Below are 23,551 nucleotides of genomic sequence, written 5' to 3'. Positions count from 1 at the left end.
CCGGCCTCGGCCGGGTCTTTTCGTTTGGGGTCAGCGTTACGCAGCCTGCGGCAGCGGGCCGACATAGGCGGAGCGGGGACGGATCAGCCGTCCCTCCTGCGCCTGCTCGCGGGCATGGGCAATCCAGCCGACGGTGCGACCGATCGCAAAGACGCCGGTAAAGGCCTCGCGGGGGAAACCGAGCGCTTCGAGCAGCAGAGCGGTATAGAACTCAACATTGACGTCGAGCGGCCTGTCCGGCTTGCGCTCCTTGAGTATGGCCAGCGCGGCACTTTCCACCGCCTGCGCAAGCCCTTGTCTTTCCGCTTCCACCTGCCCGGTCGCGGCCAGCGGTCCGAGGGCGCCTTTCAGGGCGTCCGCACGGGGATCGCGTACCCGGTAGATGCGGTGCCCGAATCCCATCAGCCTTTCCTTCCGGTCTAGCGCTCCTCCAAGCCATGCCTTCGCATTGGCTTCTGAGCCGATCGCATCCAGCATGTCGAGAACCGGGCCCGGCGCACCGCCATGAAGGGGACCTTTCAGCGCGCTTAGCGCCGCGAGCACCGACGAGGTCAGTCCGGCTCCGGTGGAGGCGACGACGCGGGAGGCGAAGGTCGAGGCGTTCAACCCATGATCTGAAATGGTCATCAGGTAGACATCGAGCGCCGCAGCCTGTTCCTTGCTCGGCCTTGCTCCGGTCAGCATCGACAGGATGTCCGCGGCCTGGGAGAGCGAAGGGTCCGGCGCCACTGGCGCTTCCTTGCCTCCAAGTCTGAGAAGCGCCGGCAGGAAAACGGCGGGGGCGGCGAGAAGCCGGAGTGCAGTATCGAAATCATCGCCATCCGGCAATCTGGCAATCAGGGCACGCATCGCGTCGACCGGCGGCAGCGCAAGAAGGCTCTCGTCGATCGAGCGGACGTGATCGAACACGCTGGCACGGGCCTGGCCGAGGCGTGCTCTCAGCGTAGCCGCCTTGATCTCTTCGCCGAAAAAGCCGGCGAGGAGGAGGGCCGCGGTTCCTTCATAAGTCTCGGCGGCGACAAGCTGGTCCAGCGACAGGCCGCGAATGATCAGGCGGCCGCCTTCGCCATCCACATCCGACAGCTTGGTCTCGGCCGCGATGACATCTTCCAGTCCGTTCTTCATGGGTGTTTCTCCTTTACGGAAGAAAAGATCGTATCTAGTTTGATTGACGTCAATCTTGATGAAATAGATCAATATGCAAACAGTCTGGATCAATGCCGAGGACGCTCTTGCGCTGCTCGGCACCAAGCCGCAGACCCTTTACGCCAATGTCAGCCGTGGGCGGATAAGGGCGAAACCGGACCCGACGGACTCCCGCCGAAGCCTCTATCAGGTGGAGGACGTGAAGCGGCTTGCAGAGCGTCATGCAGGGCGCCGTCAGGCCTCGGTGGTCGCAGCGGATGCGATCCGCTGGGGTGATCCCGTCATGCCGACGGCCATTTCCGCGATTATCGATCAGAGGCTTTTCTATCGCGGTCGGGATGCGGTGGAACTGGTCAGGGATCTGGCCCTGGAGGACGTCGCGACACTTCTGTGGAACGGCCCGACGCACGGCATTTCGATCCCGGCCGGCGGCGTAGATACCGGCTCCCGCATGAGCGCGGCCTTTGCGGCGCTTGCTGCGCGGGTCATGTCCGATCTCCCGACGCTTGGGCGGAACCCGGCAGTGCTGCAGACCGAGGCTGCGGACGTGCTGGCGACCGTTGCATCGGCTCTCGCGCCCTCTTCGGAAGCCTTGCCTCTGCACGAGCGCCTGGCCCGCGGCTGGGAGCGGCCGGATGCTGCCGAGCCGATCCGCACCGCGCTGGTGCTTGCCGCCGAGCACGAGCTCAATGTTTCGACATTTGGCGCACGGGTCACGGCGTCCTCCGGCGCGGCACTTTCGGCCGCGGTGCTTTCCGGTCTCGCGGCGTTGACCGGCCCAAGGCACGGATGTGCCTGGATGAGCGTCATCACGCTCAAAGCCGTTGCGGACACGATTGGGGCGCGCGAGGCCATCCGCGGAATATTGTCTTCGGACGGCGTCGTTAGGGCCTTCGGCCACCGGCTCTATCCGGACGGAGATCCGCGCGCCAGGGCGCTGATGGCGAGTTTCGAAGCGCCGCCCATCTATCGCGAGCTGGCCGCAGCCGGTGAGGAAATGCTTGGCGAACCGCTGAACATCGATTTTGCGCTGGCGGCACTCGCCGACAGTTTCCGACTGCCCGAGGACGCGCCACTCGTCATCTTCGCCCTGGCGCGGACCGTCGGCTGGCTGGCGCATGCGATGGAGCAGGTGGAGAGCGGCGAGCTGATCCGGCCCCGCGCCCATTATGCAGGGCCGGCCAGCTGATCGACTACAGTCGCATCATGGGGTGGTTGCAGCAGCCGCCGCATTCGCCTCGCTGATCGCGCTCAGAAGTGCCACCAGCGCCGCGTTCAGCGGCACCGGAATGCCGTGGCGGCCTGCGGCAGCTACAACTGCGCCGTTGAGAGCTTCGATCTCCAGCGGGCGGTCGGCGAGGCAGTCGAAATACATCGAGGTGCCTGCTTCGGGCGGATAACCGAGGAATGTCGCGAACATCGTCTCCGCCTCGTCTTCGTTCAGCTTGGCGCCCTCGGCACGGCCGACGGCGACGGCTTCGCGCAGGACGCCGAGCGAAAGCTCCTCTATGTCGGCCCGGCGAAAGACCGCGAGCCTCTGACGGGTGAGGGCGGTGATCGGGTTGGCGATGACATTGATCAAAAGCTTGCGCCACTGGAAGGTCAGGAAGGCATCGCTTGCACCGACATCGATCGGGCTGCCGACGAACAGTTTCGCAAAACGATCTGCCAGCGGCCCGGCCGGGACGAGCAGGTCATGGCCGCGGATCTGGCGAAGCCGCATGTGGTCGGGCGCAATGCGCTCGCCGTTGTAGTAGACGATCGCCGGAAGCACCGCTGCACCATTTACGTGAGGCGCAGTGCGCTCTTCGTGACCGATGCCGTTCTGCAGGACGGCCACTGTCGTGTGCGGCGTGCAGAGGCGTTCCAGCCACGGGGAAGCAGATGCGGTGTCCTGGGTCTTGGTGCAGAGCAGGACCCAGTCGGCGGGTCTTGCCTGCTCAGGATCAACGAGAGTGTTCAGGTCGATACGTGTGCTGTCGTCATTGTGATCGAAGGTCAGCGCATCGATGGGCCGGCGGGCGCAGACCGTGACATCGTTGTCCGCCGACAGGCTGAGGCAGGCCGCAGCGACGCCGCCGATCCCGCCAAGCCCCACGACCGCAACCTTGGTGCGAGCCATCATTCTCTCCCGTCCGATATGATTGTCACCATGAGATTATGCCCGGGACAAGAGAATGGAAGAAGGGCGCGGGCTACAAATCAAACGAAAAACAACGCGCGTCTTCAGCCCCTCAGCGCCTTGTAGGCGGCAAGCGCCCGGTCGCGGGCAAAGCCGTGATCGATGATCGGCTTCGGATAGGTCTTTCCGAGTTCGATGCCGGCCTTTTCAAGCACATGGGCTGGTGCCTGGAACGGCTTGTGGATGTATTTCTTCTCCAGCTTCTCGAGCTCCGGAACATGCTCGCGAACATAGTCGCCATCCGGATCGAATTTTTCGCCCTGCAGGATCGGGTTGAAGATGCGGAAGAAGGGCGAGGCATCGGCGCCGGAGCCTGCCACCCATTGCCAGTTGGCGGAATTGTTGGCGGGGTCGGCATCGACCAGTGTGTCACGGAACCACTTTTCGCCCTTCCGCCAGTCGATCATCAGGTCCTTGATCAGGAAGGAAGCGGTAATCATGCGGACGCGATTGTGCATGATGCCGTATTTCCACAGCTGCCGCATGCCGGCATCGACGATCGGATAGCCGGTCATGCCCTTCGTCCAGGCGCGGAATTCCTTCGCGTCATAGTGCCATTCGAAGGGATCGAATTTGTCGTCCCAGTTCTTTGCATCGAGCTCGGGGAATTCGATCAGCAGGCTGTAGCAGAAATCCCGCCAGGCGAGTTCGCGGCGGAAGTGGGAGACGTTTTCGGCAGCCTTGCGCGGCAGTCCGCGCACGGCATGCCAGATGCGGGCAGGGGAAATCTCGCCGAATGCCAAATGCGGGGAGAGGTTCGAGGTAGCTTCGATCGACGGAATGTCGCGGCCGGTCTTGTAGTCGTGCAGTTCCTGGTCGACGAAGTCCGACAGTCTCTCCTGCGCGCCGTCTTCTCCCGGCGTCCACATCGATGGGAAATCCTTGGCCCAGTTCGGCCTGGTCGGCAGCAGGTTCCAGCTGTCGAGGCTTTCGGAGCGCGGGAAATGTTCGGGCGCCGGGATGGAGGAGGGCGTGTCCATCGGCTCATAGGGCTCATGGAGCTTCTGCATGGCGTTCCAGAACGGCGTAAAAACCTTGAAGGCATTGCCGGAGCCGGTGCGGATCGACTTCGGCTCATGCAGCAGCTGGCCGTGGAAGGCGCGGATGGCTATGCCCTTTTCCTTCAGGGCGATGGCGATGTCACGGTCGGTCGCGGTCCGCTCATAGGCGCGATTCACGTAGATCGTTTTTGCGCCGGTCTTTTCCGCGATATCGGCGAGCATATCCTCGGCCTTGCCGGAGACGAGCGACAGGTCACTGCCGAGGGACTTGAGCGCGGATTTCAGGCCGTGCAGAGAATGATGCAGCCACCATTCCTGCGCGCCGCCCAGCGGGCCGATATTCAGCGCCTCGGGCTCGCGGATATAGACGGGAATGACCGGGCCGCCGGCATCGATTGCGGCATGCAGGGCCGCGTTATCGTCGAGGCGGAGATCCTTGCGGAACCAGAGGATGGCGGCAGCGCCATTTGCGGCGGTCTTCTTGTCGGGCACGATCTACTCCGTCGGGGCATTCTGTTGATGCCCCAGGCTACGGATTTCATTCCAGTCCGGATCACCGGAAGATGGCAATCAGGGAAGGGGCGGATCAGCAATATGGGGCAGGGGCGCCCGCTGCCAGTTCCGGAGCATGGGGCGCGCGCACGATCAGGCCATCGGCATGGGCGAAGATCTTCATCATCGAGGAATCCTGCTTGTCGTAGGATGCTGCCACCAGAGCGCCAGCCTCGTTGCGCGAGAGCGTTGCACGCAGATAGTCCTGCCGCTGGTCGTTTGGCTTCAACGTCCGGGCCGTGACACCGTCCACCTCACGAACGCGCTCAGGCAGACGCGCCAGCCTGCGCAGCAGCGGCTCAAGGAAGAGCATTCCGGTGACCATGCTGGCGACCGGGTTTCCCGGCAGGCCGAGAACGTGGATGCCATCCAGCGAGCCGACCATCAGCGGCTTGCCCGGCCGCATGGCGATGCGCCAGAAATCGAGCTGCATGCCGGCGGATTTCAGCGTCGACTGGACGAGGTCGTGGTCGCCGACGGAAGCGCCACCGAGCGTCACGAGAACATCGACGCCAGCGAGGCGCGCGACCTGGAGTGCCGCCTCGATCCGTTCCGGGTCGTCGCGGACGATGCCGAGGTCGAGAACCTCAGCGCCATTGTCACGTACCAGCGCACCGATGCCGAATGTGCTGGAAGCGATGATCTGTGCTACGCCGGGATGCGTTCCCGGTGGGACGAGTTCGTCGCCGGTGGCGAGAACCGCGACCACCGGCTTGCGATAGACCGAAAGCTCGGCATGGTTCATCGCGGCGGCAACGGTGAGATGGGAGAAATCCAGCAGCGTGCCAGCCTTCAGCACCGCCTCGCCCTCGGCGAAATCCTGGCCGCGGGGGCGGATATGGCGACCCTTGACCACCTCGAATTTCGTGCGGATGCGGTTGCCGTCGAGCCTTTCGGCATCCTCCTGGATGAGGATCGAGATCGGCGCCTTCCGGCACCGGCGCACCGGTGAAGATGCGGATGGCCTCGCCTCGGCCCAGCGTGCCGTCGAAGGCATGGCCTGCGGCAGCGCTGCCGACGACGGTCAGTTCCGAGCCGATCGCCGGAGCATCGGCGGTGGCCAGCGCATAGCCGTCCATGGCGGAGGCGTCGAAGGGCGGCTGGGTCAGGCGGGCGAGCACGTCTCGGGCAAGGACACGGCCTGCGGCTTGCGCCAGCGGCACCTTTTCGATCTGTGCGATCTCCTTTGCACTGGCCAGCAGACGGGCCTTCGCGTCCGACACGGGCAGCAGCGACATGGAAGCTCTCCTTACGATTCGGCGTGATAGGTGCCGGACTTGCCGCCGGTCTTTTCGAGCAGCCTGACGCCGCCGATTTCCATGCCCTTGTCGGCCGCCTTGGCCATGTCATAGATCGTCAGACAGGTGACGGAGACGGCGGTCAGCGCTTCCATCTCGACGCCGGTCTTGCCGGTGAGTTTTGCGGTTGCCGTGACGCGCAGGCCGGGCAGGGCGGCATCCTCGGTTATCTCGACCGAAACCTTGGTCAGCATCAACGGATGGCAGAGCGGGATCAAATCGCTGGTCTTCTTGGCGGCCATGATGCCGGCGAGCCTTGCGGTGCCGATCACGTCGCCCTTCTTGGCATTGCCTTCACGGATCAGCGCCAGCGTTTCCGGCAGCATCCGCACATAACCTTCGGCAGTCGCCGAGCGGCTGGTCTCGGCCTTGTCGCCGACATCGACCATATGGGCCTCGCCGGCGCTGTCGATGTGGGTCAGACTGGATGCGCCCTTGGACATTTACTCGGCCGCCATCGTGCCGGCCTCGCCGGTCAGCAGCAGACGGGTCGCGGCCGCGACATCGTCCTTCCGCATCAGGCTTTCGCCGACGAGGAAGGTGTCGATATTCACCTTCTGCAGGCGCAGGCAGTCCTCATGGGTGAAGATGCCGCTCTCACCGACCAGCAGGCGGTCGTCGGGCACCATGGCGGCCAGGCGCTCGCTGGTGGCCAGGCTCACCTCGAAGGTGCGCAGGTTGCGGTTGTTGACGCCGATCAGCGGGGAGGGCAGCTTCAGCGCCCGTTCCGTCTCTTCCTCGTCATGGACCTCGATGAGGCTGTCCATGCCGAGTTCGGTCGCGGTCTCGTAGAGCGCCAGCGCCTCGTCGTCAGTCAGCGACGACATGATGATGAGGATGCAGTCGGCGCCCCAGGCACGGGCTTCGTAGACCTGATAGGGCTCGAACATGAAATCCTTGCGCAGCGCCGGCAGCGCGCAGGCATTGCGTGCGGCGACGAGGAATTCCGGCGCGCCCTGGAAGCTCGGCGTATCGGTGAGCACGGAGAGACAGGCGGCACCGCCGGCCTCGTAGGCGGCAGCCAGTGCCGGCGGGTCGAAATCCGGGCGGATCAGGCCCTTGGAGGGGCTTGCCTTCTTGATCTCAGCAATCAGGCCGAAACGGCCTTCGCTCTTCTTCGCCTGCAGCGCCTTCAGGAATCCGCGCGGGGCGGACTGGTCGGCGGCCTGCGCCTTCAGGTCGGCAAGCGGGGTCGCGGCCTTGGCGGCTGCGATCTCTTCGCGCTTGTAGGCTTCGATCTTTCGAAGAATGTCAGCCATCGTCTAATCCTTCTCGTTGGAAACCGCGACCAGCCTGTCGAGGGCCGCAGCGGCGGCGCCGTCGTCGAGCGAACGGGCGGCGAGCGTCATGCCGTCCTTCAGCGTCCCGGCCTTTCCGGCGACGACGAGAGCGGCAGCGGCATTGCAGAGAGATGTCGCGATAGGCATTTTTCGCACCGCCGAGGACGGCACGCAACGCGGCGGCATTCACAAGGCCGTCACCGCCCTTGATGTCCGAGAGTGCGGCAGTCGGAACGCCGAAATCTGCGGGCGTCAGCTCGAAGGAGCGGATCTTGCCGTCTTCCAGCGCGCAAACGTGCGTGACACCGGTCGTGGTGATCTCGTCGAGGCCTTCGCCATGGACGACCCAGACGGTTTCCGAGCCCATGTCGCGCAGCACCTCGGCGATCGGCGTCAGCCATTGCGGCGAGTAGACGCCGAGCAGCTGGCGCCTGGCGCCGGCCGGATTGGACAACGGGCCGAGCAGGTTGAAGATCGTGCGCGTGCCGAGTTCGACACGGCTCGGGCCGACATGGCGCATGGCGGCGTGGTGCATGGAGGCGAACATGAAGCCGATGCCGGCCTCACGGATGCAGCGGCCGATCCTGTCCGGGCCGATTTCCAGATTGACGCCGAGCGCCGAGAGCGCATCGGCAGTGCCGGATTTCGAGCTCAAGGCGCGGTTGCCGTGCTTGGCGACCGGAACGCCTGCACCTGCGACGATGATCGAGGCGAGGGTGGAAATGTTGTAGGTGCCGGCGCCATCGCCGCCGGTGCCGACGATATCGACCGCATCGGCAGGCGCCTCAACCGGCAGCATCTTGGAACGCATGGTCGAGACCGCGCCGATGATTTCCGGCACGGTTTCGCCGCGCACGCGCAGCGCCATCAGGAAGCCGCCGATCTGCGAAGGCGTCGCTTCGCCTGACATCAGGATCTCGAAGGCCTCGCGGGCCTCCTGGCGATCCAGGCTCTCGCCGTTGGCGACCTTGGCAAGTAACGGCTTCAACTCAGGCATAGGCGCAGATCCCGGCCGTTACTGGACAGTGGACGAAGACTGCTGCAGGGCAGTCTGGTTGATGGAGACGCCGTAGCGGTTCTTCAGGCTGTTGACCATCTGGTCGAGCATGTCGTCACCGGCGGAATCGGCCAGGCGGTTGAGCTGCTCGTCATTGGCCGGTGCCGCCGCAGGCGCCGCTTCGATCGCGGTGACCTTCATCAGCAGGCGGCTTTCGCCGTCGGCCGCCAGTGCCGTGCCGGTGATGTCGACCGGGCCGGAGAAGGCGACGCCGGTTGCTTCCGGTCCGAAGATCGGGTCTTCGGCATTGCGGCGCAGGCCGGTCTTGGTCTCGACGGCAATGCCGAGATCCTCGGCGATCGCAGCCAGCGTCTCGCCCTTGTCGACGCGGCCCTTCAGCTCGGTGGCCTTGGCGGTCAGGGCTTCCTTCTGCTGTTCGGCGGTCCAGTCGGCGACGGCGCGGTCGCGAACCTCGTCAAGCGCGCGTTCGCGCTCCGGGATGACATTGCGAACCTCGAACCAGACATAGCCGGTATTGCCGAGATTGACCGGCAGGCTTTCCTGACCGGGCTCGGTGCGGAAGACTTCCGTCAGGAGGTTGTTGGCGGCCGGCAGGTCGGCGACCTGCTGTTCCTTCTCGTCCTTGCCGGAGCTGTCCGCCGTCACGGTGACGACCTTGAGGTTCAGTTCCTTTGCGGCGTCCTCCAGCGTCGCACCACCACCGCGGATCTCGTCGAAGCGGTCATGGGCGGTGGAAATTTCGCGCGAGGCGGCGGCGACGGCCATCTGCTGGCGCAGCTCTTCCTTCACCTCGTCGAAGGAGCGGGTGGTTTCCGGACGGATGTTGGTTACGCGCAGGATGACCGGGGCAAACGCGCCCTGGATGACCGGCGTCGTGCCACCATTCGCCGATACCTTGAAGGCAGGATCGGTCCAGGCCGGGTCCGGCATGTTCTCGCGGGTGAAATCGCCCAGGCGCACGTCGTCCGGCGTCTTGCCCTGGTCCGTGATGATCTGGTCGTAGCTCGTGGTGCCGTCGCGCAGCTGGGTCGCGGCAGCATCGGCCATTTCCTTGTTCGGGAAGGTCAGCTGCTCGATCGTGCGCGTCTCGTGGGTCTTGTAACCGTCCTTGCGCTTTTCGTATTCGGCGCGCAGCTCGTCGTCGGTGATGGCGGCGCCGTCGGCGATATCCTTCGGCTCGAGCTTCACATAGGCGAAGGTGCGGTATTCGGGCGCCTGATAGCGGGCCTTGGCGCCGTCGAACCACTTGGTCAGCACGTCATCGGCAGGTGCCTTGACCGGATCGATATTGGCGTTGGAGAGCAGCAGGTAATCGATCGTGCGGCTTTCGTCGCGATACTGCTTCAGCGCGTCGACGAGAACCTGCGGCGGCTTGAAGCCGTCCGATACAGCCTCGACGATCTGACTGCGGACGGCGACCTTGCTGCGCTCTGCAATATAATCATTCTCGCGCAGGCCGGCATTGCGCAGGCGCGAGGTGAACAGGTCGCGGCTGAACTGGCCGTTGGTGCCGTGGAAGGCCGGGTCTTCGCTGATCAGCGTCGCGAGACGATCTTCCGAGAGGCCGAGGTTCATGTCGTCGGACAGCTGGTCGAGCGCGGCGCCGGCTGCAAGCTGCGCCAGCACATCATTCTCGAGGCCGAAGGCACGGGCCTGTTCCGCCGTCAGCTGCGTGCCGAACTGGCGGCTCATGTTAGCGATCTGGCGCTGATAGGCGAGGCGGAACTGCTCGGTGGAAATCTCCTGGTCGCCGACCGTCATCACAGTGTTGGCATTCGACGCGATAAGCGACTGACTTCCTCCCCAGATCGCAAAGGAAGCGACGAGAAGCAGAAGCAGGGACTTCGCGACCCACGAACGGGCGGCGTTTCTGAGAGAATCAAGCATCGATCAACATACCTAGAGACAGTCTGCCGCCCAAATCCCGGCGGATGAAGCACTGTCTCTAGAACAAACCGCGGCGGAATAGAAGGCATTCGCCATGAAAACCGAGCGCCGGTTGAAAACGCTGTCGTGAAGACGTTCGATTGGAATATTGGCCGCGTTTCAAACACGTCCGTCCACGCCGGTTTTGCCGCGTGTTTAAGTGGGAATGGGGCAGGCAGTGGTATCAATGGTGGTGAGGTAGGTTTTGTCTGCCTGCCCCGGCCGCTTCATCCAGTTATCAGAGACTTGTCAGTTCCCGTCAGACCGGCATCTACCGACCATCACCGGAAACCGAGCCGAGACCCGATGATCGAGGAGGCCGGTTCGCGAACCCGGGTTTCCCATCCGATGACGGGATGATTGTGCTGCAGTTGCCGGAAGCGGGGATGAAACGCGGTCGTACGAATGCGCAAGCCGTTGCAAAACAACGTCATTATTTTGTGGCGGGGCGCTGATCGTCCCCGCCTGCCGCAACTGTGCTAGCCGCGTTACTTGGTGAAGATGAAGAAGGCGCCGAGCGCGATGAAGCCGAAGCCGATCGCCTGTTTCCAGTGGAACGATCTCGCCGAGATAGAAGACCGAGAAGATGACGAAGACCGTCAGCGTGATGATTTCCTGGATCGTCTTCAACTGCGCGGCATTGAAATAGCCGTAGCCGATGCGGTTTGCCGGCACCTGGGCGCAATATTCGAAGAAGGCGATCGCCCAGCTCGCCAGGATCACGATGTAGAGCGGCTTGTTCTCGAACTTGAGATGCCCATACCAGGCGAAGGTCATGAAGATATTCGACAGGATGAGAAGGCCGATGGTGGCGAGCGGCGTGACCGAGAAAGCCATGTCCGGGGATCCGATTTTTTGATTGCGCGAAGGGTGGGCCGAAGCAGGTTGCGGAGCGTCGCGGAAAGTCGATCAAACCCTTCGCGCCGCCCCGATGTTCAGGCCCGCCGGACTATCGCGTCCCTCGATTGTTCCGGCAAGGCCCTTGCGCAAATCTTTAGTTTCTAGGCAATTCCGGACGCAAAACGGCTCCCACTTTTGCTGGAATTGCTTTAGTGGAGCGTTTCCGCGCGCAGATCGTCTTCGAGAATGCGCAGCGCCTCGGTCAGCGCCTCGACCAGGATATCGGTGAGCGCGTCGGGCTCGTTCTCCTGCAGGAAGAGCGCGATCGACTGGTCGGATGGCTGCGTGGTGTTGGTATCAATAATGTTCGACATTCATGTCCCTCTCTATCGTCCTCATGACGAGCAGGAAAGAGCATGCAGGCTTTTCCTTGCCCGGGGCTGGAACGACTGTACGCGAACTGAAGATCGACGTGCCGGCCTGGTAGTGCGCCCACACAAATGGCGCGGAGACGCGATTGGGCAAGACCCAAAATAACAATGCAATCAACGAGCAGTGATCGAAGGCTAACACGCGCGATGGAACCGATCAAACGGCGATCAGTTCACTCTTTGTGAAGGTCTAGCGGCCATCGTGCCGTCATTCCCGGGCGATTCGCCCAGCCTAGACGGAGATGGCATGACCCTGTTGCAGTTCCCCGCAGATCGACGCACCGCCGATATCAGACGGTGTGCTGAAGCACTTCAGAACATTCACGGTGAAGAGGCAAATCGCTTCTGGCGTACTGAAATGGCAAGCTTCGCCGAAGGTTTTCGCGCACGCGGGGTCGATGAGGATGAGATCCGCCACCAGGCGGCGCTTTTCATGCATGCCGTGCAAATGGAGCTGCAGGTAAGCTTCTTCGAGAGCATCGACGCCTCGGCTTGAGGCGTGCTTCGATCTCATTACCAATTGAAGGCGGGCTTATGCAGCGCACGCTGCGCTGAATAGGCCTAGGCACGGCCGACAAGTACAAAACTTGTTGGTCATATATAGCCGAGCCATGATTCTAAGGAGCTGCCGACTGCACGGAAGTGCAGCAGCGCGACCTCCTTGATAACAAGGCACTCATCTTTGAGCTTCTACGCAGCGACAGCGAATGGCTGCCGTCATTCACCACCTCCGTTTGGGAGATCGCGACACCCTCGCTGCATCGATTATTTCTCCCAGTCGAAGAAGCTGTAGAGCCCGATTAATCTATCGGGAGAAACTCCAATTGCTCGCATAAGCTTGCTTACACCAATTCCAGGAACTTTGGGGCCGTCGGATTGGAAGCTAAATGTCGCGACCGAATTAAGGTTGTTAGAAGCAAACTCGACGATGTGAGACATCGCGATACATCTAGCAGCTTCTAGATTGGCATTGGCAACATGGTCGGCGTTTGAACCTGATAGAAGCAATGATTCAGCGTCTCGCTTCACTGCGGAGGCGACCGAACCTAGGAGCGGGTCCACAGCATGCAATGTGGGTATGTACGATGGAAATTGAGTAAATGGAGTATAATTAGTGCGAGCGACCATCATCTGAGATCCTAACACTTTACCCAAGTGAGCCCAAGCATCCCTAAATTCTCCCGAGATAATTGAGCAGGCAACGATGGCATCTTGGCGCCGCTTGATGTGACTGAGTTGCAGCGCGTCTCGTGATGTTTGCTTCGCCGCAATCAGCACGAATGCGCCAGCCGCCAGCGCGGCGACACCCCCTATAAGTGTCTGATAGTGATAGATCCACTTTCCAAGGACGAGATAGCGTACCCCGATCCAATACTCGGCAAAGCACGCCCCACTGAAGAACACGCCACATGTGCTTTCGTAGTGCCAAGCTACAAAGGCAAGCAACGCCCAGACGCAACCAGCTATCACCAACCATTTTTTTGTCATAGCGATCAACGCTTCAAATTCCAAAAACAGCCGACACGGCATTATTGAGCATACCAGCGCACCGCTGCCACGTTCCATTGCCTTTAGAGGCTGCGCACAGGCAAATTATGCATGAACATGCATCGAAAGATGGGATGGGAGCGCATGTTAGAGTAAACAATACCGCTCTGGTGACTGCCTTTATCGGAGGGATGGCGGATGGGGTGGGATTCGAACCCACGGTACGGTTCCCCGCACGACGGTTTTCAAGACCGTTGCCTTAAACCACTCGGCCACCCATCCGGACAGTTGGGCTTTATCGCCCATCGCGCATTCCGTCAACGGGCCGCCAGCTGTCGCCTGACCGCTGACGCATGACGGGGAGGGCGTATCCCTGTTTCCGACACATTTCCCATTGCAAGCCAGAGCGCATTTTCGCCACATTTCCGACCGCTGTGCCGTAACCGCGCGTATAGTCCATTCCCGCACAGTCGAGAGCAAGAATAGATGGGCGCTTGCGCTGAATCTACACAGTTAATTACTTGTCAATATTTACGATCCATTAACCATAAAAGCTCGAATTTTAACCATTCCACAGTTTTAATTCGCATTTTTGCCATGAATGAAGCAAAAGTGACACAGCACATGACCGCGTCATTTCGCGCGGGCAAATCATTGGCGGCGAGCCGACCGGGACGACGAGAACCCCGATCCACCTCGCGAATGCGGCATGGGACGGGTTAGTTTTGAGTTTGAACGGCGGCAGACTTTTCCTCTGGTCCAAGTGGCTCGGGATCAGCGTTATGTGTGCGACGATGGCATCCTGTGCCACGACGAACGACACACCGAAGACGGCGAAGGCCAAAAGCAAGGAATACTTTTCCGAAAAAGAATATGGCGTGAAGGCGAGCCCGCGCGTCGTGGCGGACGGCAAGTCCGTGCCGAAGGGCGGCGGACGCTATATGGTCGGCCAGCCTTACGAGGTCAAAGGCAAGACCTACGTTCCCAAGGAAGATCCCGACTACAACAGGTCCGGCCTCGCATCCTGGTATGGCTCAGCCTTCCACGGCCGGCTGACCGCCAATGGCGAAGTCTATGACAGCTCGCATCTTTCCGCTGCCCATCCGACATTCCCGCTGCCGAGCTATGCCCGCGTCACCAATACGGAGACCGGCACGTCCGTCATCGTTCGCGTCAACGATCGCGGCCCATACCATGCCGGCCGCATCATCGACGTTTCCGACAAGACCGCCGAACTGCTCGACATGAAGCGCACCGGCACTGCCAAAGTGAATGTGCAATATGTCGGCCGCGCCCGCATGGACGGCGAGGACATGCCTTTCCTGATGGCATCCTATATCCGCAAGGGCGACCGCGTTCCTTCGTTCAATCCGGGCGGCCAGATCGCAAGCGGCGTGATGGTGGCTTCCAACCAGCCGCTCGGCGACCAGCTGCAGAGCTACGGCTCGTCGCTGCCGCAAGCCGTGCCGGTTCCGGGCGAACGCTGGAGCGCACCGGCGGCCCGTCCGGCAAAGCAGCGCTCCGTCGCTGCGGCCTATCCTTCGGCTCCGGCCGAACCGCGGGTTCAGGCGGCTAAGGCTCAGCCTGCCAAGCAGCGGGTTGAAGTCGCGACCATCCAGCCGGTTCAGGCCCGTCCGGTCAAGCAGCAGCAGTTCCAGGCGCAGCCGGCGCAGGCACAGACCACGCAGACGGCCTATGCAGCCGAGCCGCAGGCACCGCGCGTGATGTTCGGCAACATGCTGCTCGAGCCGCCGAAGCCCGGCCAGAAATATTGATCGACATGCTTGCCGTCTTGGCGGCAGATATTCATAGCGCCGTGCATCCTCCGACACACGGCGCTAAACTATTTTAGCATCTGGGCATCATACTCTCGGAAAATCGATTCCGATTCTATCGGTCGATGCGCTAGACAAGAGTGACTGACGGGACTGCGGGGGAATGATGCGACGTTTCATGCTTGTGGGGATCCTGCTGGCCTTCGTCGCCCAGCAGCCTGCCGGACCCGCTTTTTCCCAGGAACCGGCGCCATCCTTCACCACCAAGGCGAAACAGGCCTATCTGGTCGAGGAGGAGAGCGGCACCGTGCTGCTCGCCGTCAACGAGAACCAGTCCTTTCCGGCCGCCTCGCTTGCCAAGCTGATGACGATGGATGTCGTCTTCAACGCGCTGAAGACCGGCGCGATCACGCCCGAGACGCTTTATCCCGTCAGCGAATATGCCTGGCGGACCGGCGGCGCGCCATCCGGCACCACGACCATGTTCGCGGCGCTGAAATCGCAGGTGCCAGTCGGTGACCTGATGCGCGGCGTGGTCGTGCAGAATGCCAATGACGCCTGCATCATTCTCGCCGAAGGCATCAGCCGCACGGAAGCCGAGTTTGCAGCGCGGATGACGGCGCGGGCGAGGACCTCGGCCTGACGCGCTCTAAATTCGGCAATGCGACAGGTCTGCCCTATGCCGAAAGCTGGACGACGGCGCGCGATCTGGTCGAGCTTTCCCGGCATATCTATCGCGATTATCCGGACTACTATCCGCTCTATGCGCAGCCGGATTTCCAGTGGAACAAAATCTTTCAGCGCAACAAGAACCCACTGCTCGGCCTCAACATGGGCGTCGACGGGCTCGGTGCCGGCTTTGCCGAGGGCAGCGGCTATGCGCTTGCGGCCTCGGTCCAGCGCGACGGCACGCGGCTGTTCCTGGCGCTCGGCGGACTTGCGACCGACAAGGAGCGGTCGGAAGAGGCGAAGCGTATTCTCGAATGGGCGCTCTCGTCGTTCGAGACGAAGATCCTGTTCAAGCCGGGCGAGGTGATCGGTCAGGCGAGCGTCTACGGTGGCACGATCGGCCGCGTCGATCTCGTCACCCGTGAACCGGTCGAGGTCTATGTACCGAAAAGCGATGGCCAGCGCCTGTCGGGGCGAATCGTCTATCAGTGGCCGCTGCGCGCACCCGTCGCGGAAGGCAGCCAGATCGCCACGCTGAAGGTATCCTCCGGCGACAAGGTGATCCAGGAGGTGCCGCTGGTTGCCGCAGGTGCCGTCGAGGTCGGCGGATTGCGGGCGCAGGCGGCCGATGCGCTGATGGAATTAATGTTCTTCTGGCTCTGACGATTGTTTCGCGGGGGCGGCGGATGCACTATATGCCGCTGTGACGACAACAGGTATCAAGATACGCGTGGCAGACCGTTCAGGCATATTCATCACTTTCGAAGGCGGGGAGGGCGCCGGCAAGTCGACCCAGATCCGCCGGCTTGCCGATCGCCTGCGCCGTCGCGGCCATGACGTGCTCGTCACCCGCGAACCCGGCGGCTCGCCCGGCGCGGAAGCGGTGCGCTACGTGCTTTTGAGCGGCATGGCGGAACGTTTTGGCGTGCGCATGGAGGCGATCCTGTTTGCCGCCGCCCGCAACGACCATGTCGAAGAGGTGATCCGCCCGGCGCTCGAAAGCGGTGCCATCGTGCTTTGCGACCGGTTCGTCGATTCCTCGCGCGTCTACCAGGGCGTGACCGGCAATCTGGAGCCCGATTACATCGAGGCGCTGCAGCGCATCGCGACGAACGGCGTGATGCCGGACCTCACCTTCATCCTCGACCTGCCCGCCGAAATCGGCCTCGGCCGCGCCCGCAAGCGCGGCGGCAACGAAGCGCCCGACCGGTTCGAGCGTGAAGAGATCGACACCCACGAGAAACGCCGGCAGGCCTATCTCGACATCGCCGCGGCCGAGCCGGATCGCTGCCGGGTGATCGAGGCGGAGCAGACGGAAGACGATATCGCCGAGCAGATCTTCACCCTCGTCGACGCCGCGATCGGCGCCCGCACGCCGGCAGAGCCCGTCGCATGAGCGAGCAGGATCCGCTGCTCCTCGACGGAGCCATCCCGCCGGCCGCCAATACGCGCCTTTTCGGGCACGAGCAGGCGCAGGAATTTCTCGCCCGCACCTACCGGACGGGAAAATCGCATCATGCGATCCTGATCGAGGGCCCAGAAGGCATCGGCAAGGCGACGCTGGCGTTCCGTTTTGCCAATTACGTGCTTTCCAATCTCGAGCCCGGCACGGCGCCGGTGGCGATGCCGGATCCCGATCCGGCGACGCCGATCAGCCGCCAGATCCTGTCGGGCGCCTCCCATAACCTCCTGCACCTGACGCGGCCTGTGGACGACAAGACCGGTAAGGTGAAGAGCGCGATCACCGTGGACGAGGTAAGGCGGGCAGGGCATTTCTTCTCGCAGACATCGGGCACCGGCAATCGGCGCATCGTCATCATCGATCCCGCCGACGACCTGAACCGCAATGCGGCCAATGCGATCCTGAAGATTTTGGAAGAGCCGCCGCGCGGCGCGATGTTCCTCGTCCTGTCGCATGCGCCCGGCAAACTGCTGCCGACGATCCGCTCCCGTTGCCAGACGCTGAAGCTGTCGCCGCTCGGGGACGCAGAACTCAAGCAGGCGCTCTCCATGCTCGGGCAGCGTCTCGACGGCGGCCAGACGGAAGAGACCGTGCTTTCGCTCGCCAAAGGCAGCGTCGCGCGGGCGCTGAAGCTTATGAACTATGGCGGGCTCGACATCATGGCCGCCTTCGACGAGGTGGTGCGCGCGGAGGGACCTTCGGCGCGGCGCGCCATGCACCGGCTGGCCGATGTGCTTTCCGGCAAGGACAGCGACGTCATCTTCACCTTCTTCCTCGAGCACCTGACCGAATATCTGGCCGAACAGGCACGGGCGGCAGCGCTGGACGGGCAGTTGCCGCTTGCCGAAAAGCGCGCACGGATGGTGAGCGAGATCGGCGAGAAGATCACCATCTCGACCGCCTACAATCTCGACAAGAAGCAGACGCTGCTCTCGATCCTGGAAGCGGCGAGGGCGGCTTAACCCCATTGCGCCGTTGAACTTTGGGTTTCGCAGATGCGAAACATGCGCTAAGAGCGGCATGACCAGCGCGATCGCGCGCAAAAACCAAAGTTCCCGAGTGTTTCGATGTCCGACAAGACGCCTTTCTACATCACGACCGCGATTTCCTATCCGAACGGCAAGCCGCATATCGGCCATGCCTACGAACTGATTGCGACCGATGCGATGGCACGCTTCCAGCGCCTCGACGGTCGCGACGTGTTCTTCCTGACGGGCACGGACGAGCACGGCCAGAAGATGCAGCAGACGGCGCGCAAGGAAGGCATCTCGCCGGAGGAGCTGGCCGAGCGCAATTCCGCCGAATTCCGCCAGATGGGCAAGCTGCTCAACGCCTCCAACGACGATTTCATCCGCACCACCGAGCCGCGCCACCACGAGGCGTGCCAGGTGATCTGGAACCGGATGGCCGATGCCGGCGACATCTACAAGGACAGCTATGCCGGCTGGTATTCCGTGCGCGACGAGGCCTATTACGCCGAGGACGAGACCGAGGAGCGCGCCGACGGCGTCCGCTACGGGCCGCAGGGCACGCCGGTCGAATGGGTGGAGGAGTCCAGCTACTTCTTCAAGCTGTCCGAGTATCAGGACAGGCTTCTGGCGCTCTATGAGGAGCAGCCCGACTTCATCGGTCCGGCCGAGCGCCGCAACGAGATCATTTCCTTCGTCAAATCGGGCCTGCGCGACCTTTCGATCTCGCGCACGACCTTCGACTGGGGCGTCAAGGTGCCCAACGATCCCGAGCACGTCATGTATGTCTGGGTCGACGCGCTGACCAACTATCTGACGGCCACCGGCTACCTGACCGACGAGAACGGCCCGCGGGCAAAGTTCTGGCCGGCGGATGCGCATATCATCGGCAAGGACATCATCCGCTTCCATGCCGTCTACTGGCCCGCCTTCCTGATGTCGGCCAAGCTGCCGCTGCCGAAGCGCGTTTATGCCCACGGTTTCGTTCTGGCCAAGGGCGGCGAGAAAATGTCGAAGTCGCTCGGCAACGTGCTCGATCCGTTCGAGCTGATCGAGCATTTCGGCCTCGACCAGATCCGCTACTACCTGATGCGCGAAATCTCCTTCGGCCAGGACGGCCATTGCAGCGAGGAAGGGATCGGCATCCGCATCAATGCGGACCTCGCCAACGGCATCGGCAACCTTGCCAGCCGCTCGCTGTCGATGATCGTCAAGAATTGCGACGGCCAGATCCCGACGCCGGGCGAGCTGACCGATGCCGATCGCGAGATGCTGGCTTCCGCCGACGCGCTGATCGCCACCTGCCGCGAGGAGATGGACAAGCTCCTGATTCACAAGGCGCTGGCGGCGATCATTGCCGTCGTCTCGGAGACCGATCGCTATTTCGCCAGCCAGGAACCGTGGGCGCTGAAGAAGACGGATGTCGAACGCATGGGCACGGTGCTTTACGTGACCGCCGAAGTGGTGCGCCAGATCGCCATCCTGCTGCAGCCGTTCATGCCTGACTCTGCTGCGAAGCTGCTCGATCTCGTGGCAGCCGGCCCGGATGCCCGCGACTTTGCCGCACTCGGCGAGGTGGGCCGCCTGAAGCCCGGCACGGTGCTGGAAGCGCCGAAGCCGGTCTTCCCGCGCTACGTGGCGCCGGAAGCCACGGCCTCCTGATCCTGCAAGACCTTTAACGCATGGCCCGGTATTCTTGATCCGGGCCATGCCAATTCCGCCTCAAGCCTTTTGAATGACCCAAGCCATGCTGATCGATACCCATTGCCATCTGGACTATGCCGATTTCGATGCCGAACGCGACGAGATCGTCGCGCGTGCGCATCAGGCAGGCGTCAAGCAGCTGGTGACGATCTCCACCGAGGTCCGCAAACTCGACCGGCTGCTGGCGATCACGGAGAAATACCCGTCGGTCTTCTGCTCCGTCGGCACCCATCCGAACCATGCCGGCGAAGAGCTCGACATCCAGGCGGAAGACCTGATCCGGCTTGCCAATGCGCATGAAAAGGTCGTGGCGATCGGCGAGGCCGGGCTCGACTATTTCTACGACACGCAGACGCCGGCCGACCAGAAAACCGGCTTCATCCGCCATATCGAGGCGGCGCGCGAGACGAAGCTGCCGCTCGTCATCCACAGCCGCAGCGCCGACGAGGACATGATCCAGATCCTGACGCAAGAAAGCGGGAAGGGGCCTTCCCCTTCATTCTTCACTGCTTTTCGGCTGGACACGACCTCGCCCGCGTCGGCGTGGAACTCGGCGGCTATGTCTCGTTTTCCGGCATCCTGACCTTCCCGAAGTCCCAGGATATCCGCGATATCGCCAAGACCGTGCCGATGGACCGGCTGCTGGTCGAGACCGATGCGCCGTTTCTTGCTCCGAAGCGTTGGCGCGGCAAGCGCAACGAACCGTCCTATGTGGTCAACACGGCCGAGGTTCTGGCCGAGGTGCATGACGTAAGCTACGCCGAGATCGCCAGGATCACGACGGACAACGCATTCCGCTGCTTTAGCAAAATGCCGAGGCTCTGACGGTGCCAAGGTCATGAGCAACTACAGGCGTCGCTTCACCATTCTCGGCTGCTCGTCGTCTCCCGGCGTGCCACGGCTGAATGGTGACTGGGGCGCCTGCGATCCCGACAATCCGAAGAACCGGCGAACGCGCGCGGCCTTTCTCGTCGAGCAGATCGCGCCGGATGGTGGCCGCACGGTAGTTGCGATCGATACCGGGCCCGACTTTCGCGAGCAGATGATTGCTGCAAAAGTGCAGCGGATGGACGCTGTGCTCTACACCCATGCCCATGCCGACCACCTACACGGCATAGACGACCTGCGCGGCTATTTCATCCTGCAGCGGCATCGCATTCCCATCCATGCCGACCCGTTCACCATGGATCGCATCCGTCAGGGTTTCGGCTACTGCATGGAAACGCCACCGGGCGGCAACTATCCGCCGATCGTCAAGCCGGTGCTGATCGAGGATCTCGACCAGGATATCGTGATCGAAGGGCCCGGCGGACCGATCCGCTTCAAGCCGCACAGGCAGGCCCATGGCCACATTCACTCGCTGGGCTTCCGGATCGGCGACGTGGCTTACTGCACCGATGTCAGCGATTTTCCGGCCGACAGTATCGGCAGGCTTTCAAGCCTCGACATGCTGATCATCGACGCGCTGCAATACACATACCATCCGAGCCATCTGTCGATCGAACAGGCGCTGGACTGGATCGCGCGGCTCGGCGCCAAGCGCGCCATTCTCACGCATATGCATATTCCGCTGGATTACGAGACGGTGATGGCCGAGACGCCGGACCATATCGAGCCGGCTTATGACGGGATGAGCTTCGAGATCGATGTAGCACCGGAAGCGCTCTGATTTCTCGCAGGGCGGATGAGATGTGAGCGGCAAGGCGCTGGCTTTGCTGACATATCCATAAGTTCCATAATCTATCTTATGCGATCTTTGCATGTAAGGGCTATTTAGTAATGCGACAGTTGGGCCAGTTAGAGATGCGACAGTCTCGCCTCTCGACGCACTGGTCAAAGCCAACGTTGGGAGCAAGGATGACGATCTTCAGCCTGGTCGAGACCATGAGCGGTCGGAGTCGTCATGTCCTTTATGATCACCATGTCGCAGAAAGAGTTGCATCGCCTCGAACTCATCCAGAAGATTCGTGACGAACGCCTGAGCGTCGTCCAGGCGGCCGAACGGCTCGACCTCAGTCGAAGTCAGGTCCATCGGCTTCTGCAGGCCTATGACCGGGATGGTCCGGCCGGTCTTGTTTCAAAAAAGCGATCACGGCCGAGCAATCGGCGCCATAGCGAAGAGTTCCGCAATGCGGCGCTGGATCTGATCCGCGAACGTTATCTGGATTTCGGCCCGACGCTGGCGCGCGAGAAGCTGATCGAGCTGCACCGGATTTCTGTCGCCAAGGAGACGCTGCGGCAATGGATGACCGAGGCTGGTATCTGGGTCTCACGCCGGGAACGCAAGAAACGGGTTTTCCAGCCACGCGGCCGACGTGACTGCTTTGGCGAACTGGTGCAGATCGATGGCTCACATCACTGGTGGTTCGAGAACCGTGGCCCCAAATGCGCCCTGCTCGTCTATATCGATGACGCGACTGGCAAGCTGCTGCATCTACGGTTTGCTGGCTCGGAGAATACATTCGACTATCTGCATGCGACGAAGGCCTATCTGCAGCAATGGGGTAAGCCGCTGGCGTTTTACAGCGACAAGCACGGCGTTTTCCGCTCGCTCCATCCGTCGAAGAAAGACCGGACGAGCGGCCTAACGCAGTTCGGCCGGGCGCTTTATGAGCTGAACATTGACATCATCTGCGCCAATACCCCGCAGGCCAAGGGCCGGGTGGAACGTGCCAACCAGACGCTGCAGGACCGGCTGGTCAAGGAGATGCGGCTTCGCGGCATCGACACGATCGAGGAAGCCAACGCCTATGCGCCTGAGTTCATTTTAGATTTCAACGTGCGTTTCGGCAAGGAACCGCGCAATCCGAAGGACATGCACAGGCCGTTGGCCGATCACGAGAACCTCGATGGCGCCATGTGTCGCAAGGAAGTTCGCACGCTGTCGCAGGCTTTGACGCTGCGCTACGACAAGGTGCTGTTCATCCTCGATCCGACCGAGATTTCCACGTCTTTGGCTGGCCAGAAGGTGATTGTCTGCGATTATCCGGACGGAAGGCTGGAGATCATGCACGAGAGCTATGCCCTGCCCTACAGAACTTTCGACACGTTGCGCTCGGTGCATCGTGCCGAGGTTGTCGACAACAAGCGTCTGGACGACATGCTGTCGGTTGTCGCCGAGATGCAGGCTGAGCGGGAACAGCAGCGAAGCAAGGGCGGACCACGGCGCACCGGGCAGAAAGATCATATGTTCGGCATTCGCGACGGCAGCACGGCGAACGGGTATCAGAAGCGTGGCCGCAAGCCGGGTCGGCGGACGGATTTCATGAGTGATCCTGCGGTTATTGCCAAAAGACAGAAGGCGCTGGCGGAGATGGAAGCGGCGGAGTGATGAGGCAATATAGTCTCAAAGCTAAAGCCGGGGGATGTTCCTCACCCTCACCCTCACCCTCACCCGCCCCCGCTCCTCCCTTGCAACCCGGCCCAGCCGGTCGGATCGGGGGCTGATCGTCGGAGCCAGTGTCGCATCTCTAACTGGCCGACAGCGTCGCAGCCCTATCCAGCTTTGACATTGCATGTAGGAGGCGGATTCCATTTCCAAGTGCGACATGCCGCTAACCTCAATGGTTTCGTATTGGAGATTTTGGCAGGTCCCGACGCCATCTGATGGCAGCAAAGGGTTCGGTTGCGAGATCGCTTAACCATATCCCGCGGGGGTCAATCGCCAACTGCCTCACTATGAAGACGACTACGGTACCATTGCCGGTGATCGCCATGGGAAAGAGAGGCGATTTGGGCAATTGTTTCAACGGTCACGCAAATCCGTTGATTTGACATGAGATCCGGTATTATGCGCTCCACAATCGACCTG

The 23,551-nt window shown here is 62.0% G+C and carries 16 protein-coding genes, 1 tRNA gene and 5 pseudogenes; 10 read left to right on the top strand and 12 right to left on the bottom strand.

The window, feature by feature from the left end; translation table 11 throughout:
- Nucleotides 1-36: 36 nt before the first annotated feature.
- Entirely contained in the window at nt 37-1,125 is a 1,089-nt protein-coding gene (locus N7E02_RS25420; RefSeq protein ID WP_286580461.1) for a citrate synthase/methylcitrate synthase, read from the bottom strand.
- 73 nt (nt 1,126-1,198) lie between these two features.
- Here N7E02_RS25420 and N7E02_RS25415 point away from each other — a divergent pair, with 73 nt between their 5' ends.
- Nucleotides 1,199-2,335, top strand: coding sequence for a citrate synthase (locus N7E02_RS25415; protein WP_286580460.1), 1,137 nt, complete (start codon nt 1,199-1,201; stop codon nt 2,333-2,335).
- A gap of 15 nt (nt 2,336-2,350) precedes the next feature.
- Here the strand turns inward: N7E02_RS25415 and N7E02_RS25410 are convergent, their stop codons facing one another.
- The 9 genes and pseudogenes from N7E02_RS25410 to N7E02_RS25370 form a co-directional block, all read right to left on the bottom strand.
- Nucleotides 2,351-3,268: a 2-dehydropantoate 2-reductase gene (locus tag N7E02_RS25410; RefSeq protein ID WP_286580458.1), complete on the bottom strand. Its 918-nt coding sequence runs from the start codon at nt 3,266-3,268 to the stop codon at nt 2,351-2,353.
- 104 nt (nt 3,269-3,372) lie between these two features.
- A complete protein-coding gene (locus N7E02_RS25405; RefSeq protein WP_286580457.1) occupies nt 3,373-4,821 on the bottom strand; it encodes a cryptochrome/photolyase family protein in 1,449 nt (482 codons plus the stop codon).
- Between the two features lie 86 nt (nt 4,822-4,907).
- Nucleotides 4,908-6,119, bottom strand: a pseudogene (locus tag N7E02_RS25400) (molybdopterin molybdotransferase MoeA); the annotation flags it as partial.
- Nucleotides 6,120-6,130: 11 nt separating this feature from the next.
- On the bottom strand, nt 6,131-6,622 hold the full coding sequence (gene moaC, locus N7E02_RS25395) for a cyclic pyranopterin monophosphate synthase MoaC (RefSeq protein WP_286580453.1): 492 nt from the start codon (nt 6,620-6,622) through the stop codon (nt 6,131-6,133).
- Nucleotides 6,623-7,438, bottom strand: coding sequence for an indole-3-glycerol phosphate synthase TrpC (gene trpC, locus N7E02_RS25390; protein WP_286580451.1), 816 nt, complete (start codon nt 7,436-7,438; stop codon nt 6,623-6,625).
- A gap of 3 nt (nt 7,439-7,441) precedes the next feature.
- Nucleotides 7,442-8,456: pseudogene (trpD, locus tag N7E02_RS25385) on the bottom strand (anthranilate phosphoribosyltransferase).
- An 18-nt stretch (nt 8,457-8,474) separates the two neighbouring features.
- Nucleotides 8,475-10,364, bottom strand: coding sequence for a peptidylprolyl isomerase (locus N7E02_RS25380; RefSeq protein WP_286580450.1), 1,890 nt, complete (start codon nt 10,362-10,364; stop codon nt 8,475-8,477).
- Between the two features lie 527 nt (nt 10,365-10,891).
- Nucleotides 10,892-11,240, bottom strand: a pseudogene (locus N7E02_RS25375) (DMT family protein).
- A 212-nt stretch (nt 11,241-11,452) separates the two neighbouring features.
- Nucleotides 11,453-11,617: a hypothetical protein gene (locus N7E02_RS25370; protein WP_286580448.1), complete on the bottom strand. Its 165-nt coding sequence runs from the start codon at nt 11,615-11,617 to the stop codon at nt 11,453-11,455.
- Between the two features lie 304 nt (nt 11,618-11,921).
- Here N7E02_RS25370 and N7E02_RS25365 point away from each other — a divergent pair, with 304 nt between their 5' ends.
- The gene (locus N7E02_RS25365) at nt 11,922-12,170 is read left to right on the top strand and encodes a DUF6074 family protein (RefSeq protein WP_286580447.1); all 249 of its coding nucleotides are present in this window, start codon (nt 11,922-11,924) and stop codon (nt 12,168-12,170) included.
- A gap of 269 nt (nt 12,171-12,439) precedes the next feature.
- On the opposite strand, the gene N7E02_RS25360 is transcribed toward N7E02_RS25365, so the two are convergent.
- Both N7E02_RS25360 and N7E02_RS25355 read right to left on the bottom strand, forming a co-directional pair.
- On the bottom strand, nt 12,440-13,240 hold the full coding sequence (locus tag N7E02_RS25360; RefSeq protein WP_286580446.1) for a hypothetical protein: 801 nt from the start codon (nt 13,238-13,240) through the stop codon (nt 12,440-12,442).
- Nucleotides 13,241-13,354: 114 nt separating this feature from the next.
- A tRNA-Ser gene (locus N7E02_RS25355) sits at nt 13,355-13,444 on the bottom strand.
- 500 nt (nt 13,445-13,944) lie between these two features.
- On the opposite strand from N7E02_RS25355, the gene N7E02_RS25350 reads away from it, so the two are divergent.
- The 8 genes and pseudogenes from N7E02_RS25350 to N7E02_RS25315 all read left to right on the top strand — a co-directional run bounded on the left by N7E02_RS25350 (nt 13,945) and on the right by N7E02_RS25315 (nt 23,071).
- Nucleotides 13,945-14,937: a septal ring lytic transglycosylase RlpA family protein gene (locus N7E02_RS25350; RefSeq protein ID WP_286580444.1), complete on the top strand. Its 993-nt coding sequence runs from the start codon at nt 13,945-13,947 to the stop codon at nt 14,935-14,937.
- A 163-nt stretch (nt 14,938-15,100) separates the two neighbouring features.
- Nucleotides 15,101-16,269 (top strand): annotated as a pseudogene (locus N7E02_RS25345) (D-alanyl-D-alanine carboxypeptidase family protein).
- Between the two features lie 67 nt (nt 16,270-16,336).
- Nucleotides 16,337-17,002 (top strand): dTMP kinase, encoded by a 666-nt coding sequence (gene tmk / locus N7E02_RS25340; RefSeq protein WP_286580442.1) that lies wholly within the window; start codon nt 16,337-16,339, stop codon nt 17,000-17,002.
- Nucleotides 16,999-18,030: a DNA polymerase III subunit delta' gene (locus N7E02_RS25335; RefSeq protein WP_286580439.1), complete on the top strand. Its 1,032-nt coding sequence runs from the start codon at nt 16,999-17,001 to the stop codon at nt 18,028-18,030. Before tmk ends, N7E02_RS25335 begins: the two co-directional genes overlap by 4 nt.
- Before the next feature lie 105 nt (nt 18,031-18,135).
- The gene (metG, locus tag N7E02_RS25330; RefSeq protein ID WP_286580437.1) at nt 18,136-19,698 is read left to right on the top strand and encodes a methionine--tRNA ligase; all 1,563 of its coding nucleotides are present in this window, start codon (nt 18,136-18,138) and stop codon (nt 19,696-19,698) included.
- A gap of 85 nt (nt 19,699-19,783) precedes the next feature.
- A pseudogene (locus N7E02_RS25325) lies at nt 19,784-20,565 on the top strand (TatD family hydrolase).
- 13 nt (nt 20,566-20,578) lie between these two features.
- Nucleotides 20,579-21,409 carry an MBL fold metallo-hydrolase gene (locus tag N7E02_RS25320; protein ID WP_286580434.1) on the top strand — a complete coding sequence of 277 codons (831 nt, stop codon included), beginning with the start codon at nt 20,579-20,581 and terminating at the stop codon, nt 21,407-21,409.
- A 234-nt stretch (nt 21,410-21,643) separates the two neighbouring features.
- On the top strand, nt 21,644-23,071 hold the full coding sequence (locus tag N7E02_RS25315) for an ISNCY family transposase (protein WP_286580432.1): 1,428 nt from the start codon (nt 21,644-21,646) through the stop codon (nt 23,069-23,071).
- Nucleotides 23,072-23,551 lie beyond the last annotated feature (480 nt).

The sequence above is a fragment of the Terrirhizobium terrae genome (assembly GCF_030323265.1).
Lineage (GTDB): Bacteria > Pseudomonadota > Alphaproteobacteria > Rhizobiales > Rhizobiaceae > Neorhizobium.
The sequence above is the reverse complement of the archived record's forward strand: the minus strand, read 5'-3'. Positions and strand labels throughout refer to the sequence as shown.

Bases quoted from the DNA above. Each gene is read 5' to 3' on its own strand.
- trpC (WP_286580451.1), bottom strand. From the start codon at position 7,438: ATGGCTGACATTCTTCGAAAGATCGAAGCCTACAAGCGCGAAGAGATC.
- N7E02_RS25320 (WP_286580434.1), top strand. From the start codon at position 20,579: ATGAGCAACTACAGGCGTCGCTTCACCATTCTCGGCTGCTCGTCGTCT.
- N7E02_RS25335 (WP_286580439.1), top strand. From the start codon at position 16,999: ATGAGCGAGCAGGATCCGCTGCTCCTCGACGGAGCCATCCCGCCGGCC.
- N7E02_RS25420 (WP_286580461.1), bottom strand. From the start codon at position 1,125: ATGAAGAACGGACTGGAAGATGTCATCGCGGCCGAGACCAAGCTGTCG.
- metG (WP_286580437.1), top strand. From the start codon at position 18,136: ATGTCCGACAAGACGCCTTTCTACATCACGACCGCGATTTCCTATCCG.
- N7E02_RS25350 (WP_286580444.1), top strand. From the start codon at position 13,945: ATGTGTGCGACGATGGCATCCTGTGCCACGACGAACGACACACCGAAG.
- N7E02_RS25415 (WP_286580460.1), top strand. From the start codon at position 1,199: ATGCAAACAGTCTGGATCAATGCCGAGGACGCTCTTGCGCTGCTCGGC.
- N7E02_RS25365 (WP_286580447.1), top strand. From the start codon at position 11,922: ATGACCCTGTTGCAGTTCCCCGCAGATCGACGCACCGCCGATATCAGA.
- N7E02_RS25315 (WP_286580432.1), top strand. From the start codon at position 21,644: ATGTCCTTTATGATCACCATGTCGCAGAAAGAGTTGCATCGCCTCGAA.
- N7E02_RS25410 (WP_286580458.1), bottom strand. From the start codon at position 3,268: ATGGCTCGCACCAAGGTTGCGGTCGTGGGGCTTGGCGGGATCGGCGGC.
- N7E02_RS25370 (WP_286580448.1), bottom strand. From the start codon at position 11,617: ATGTCGAACATTATTGATACCAACACCACGCAGCCATCCGACCAGTCG.
- N7E02_RS25360 (WP_286580446.1), bottom strand. From the start codon at position 13,240: ATGGAACGTGGCAGCGGTGCGCTGGTATGCTCAATAATGCCGTGTCGG.
- N7E02_RS25380 (WP_286580450.1), bottom strand. From the start codon at position 10,364: ATGCTTGATTCTCTCAGAAACGCCGCCCGTTCGTGGGTCGCGAAGTCC.
- moaC (WP_286580453.1), bottom strand. From the start codon at position 6,622: ATGTCCAAGGGCGCATCCAGTCTGACCCACATCGACAGCGCCGGCGAG.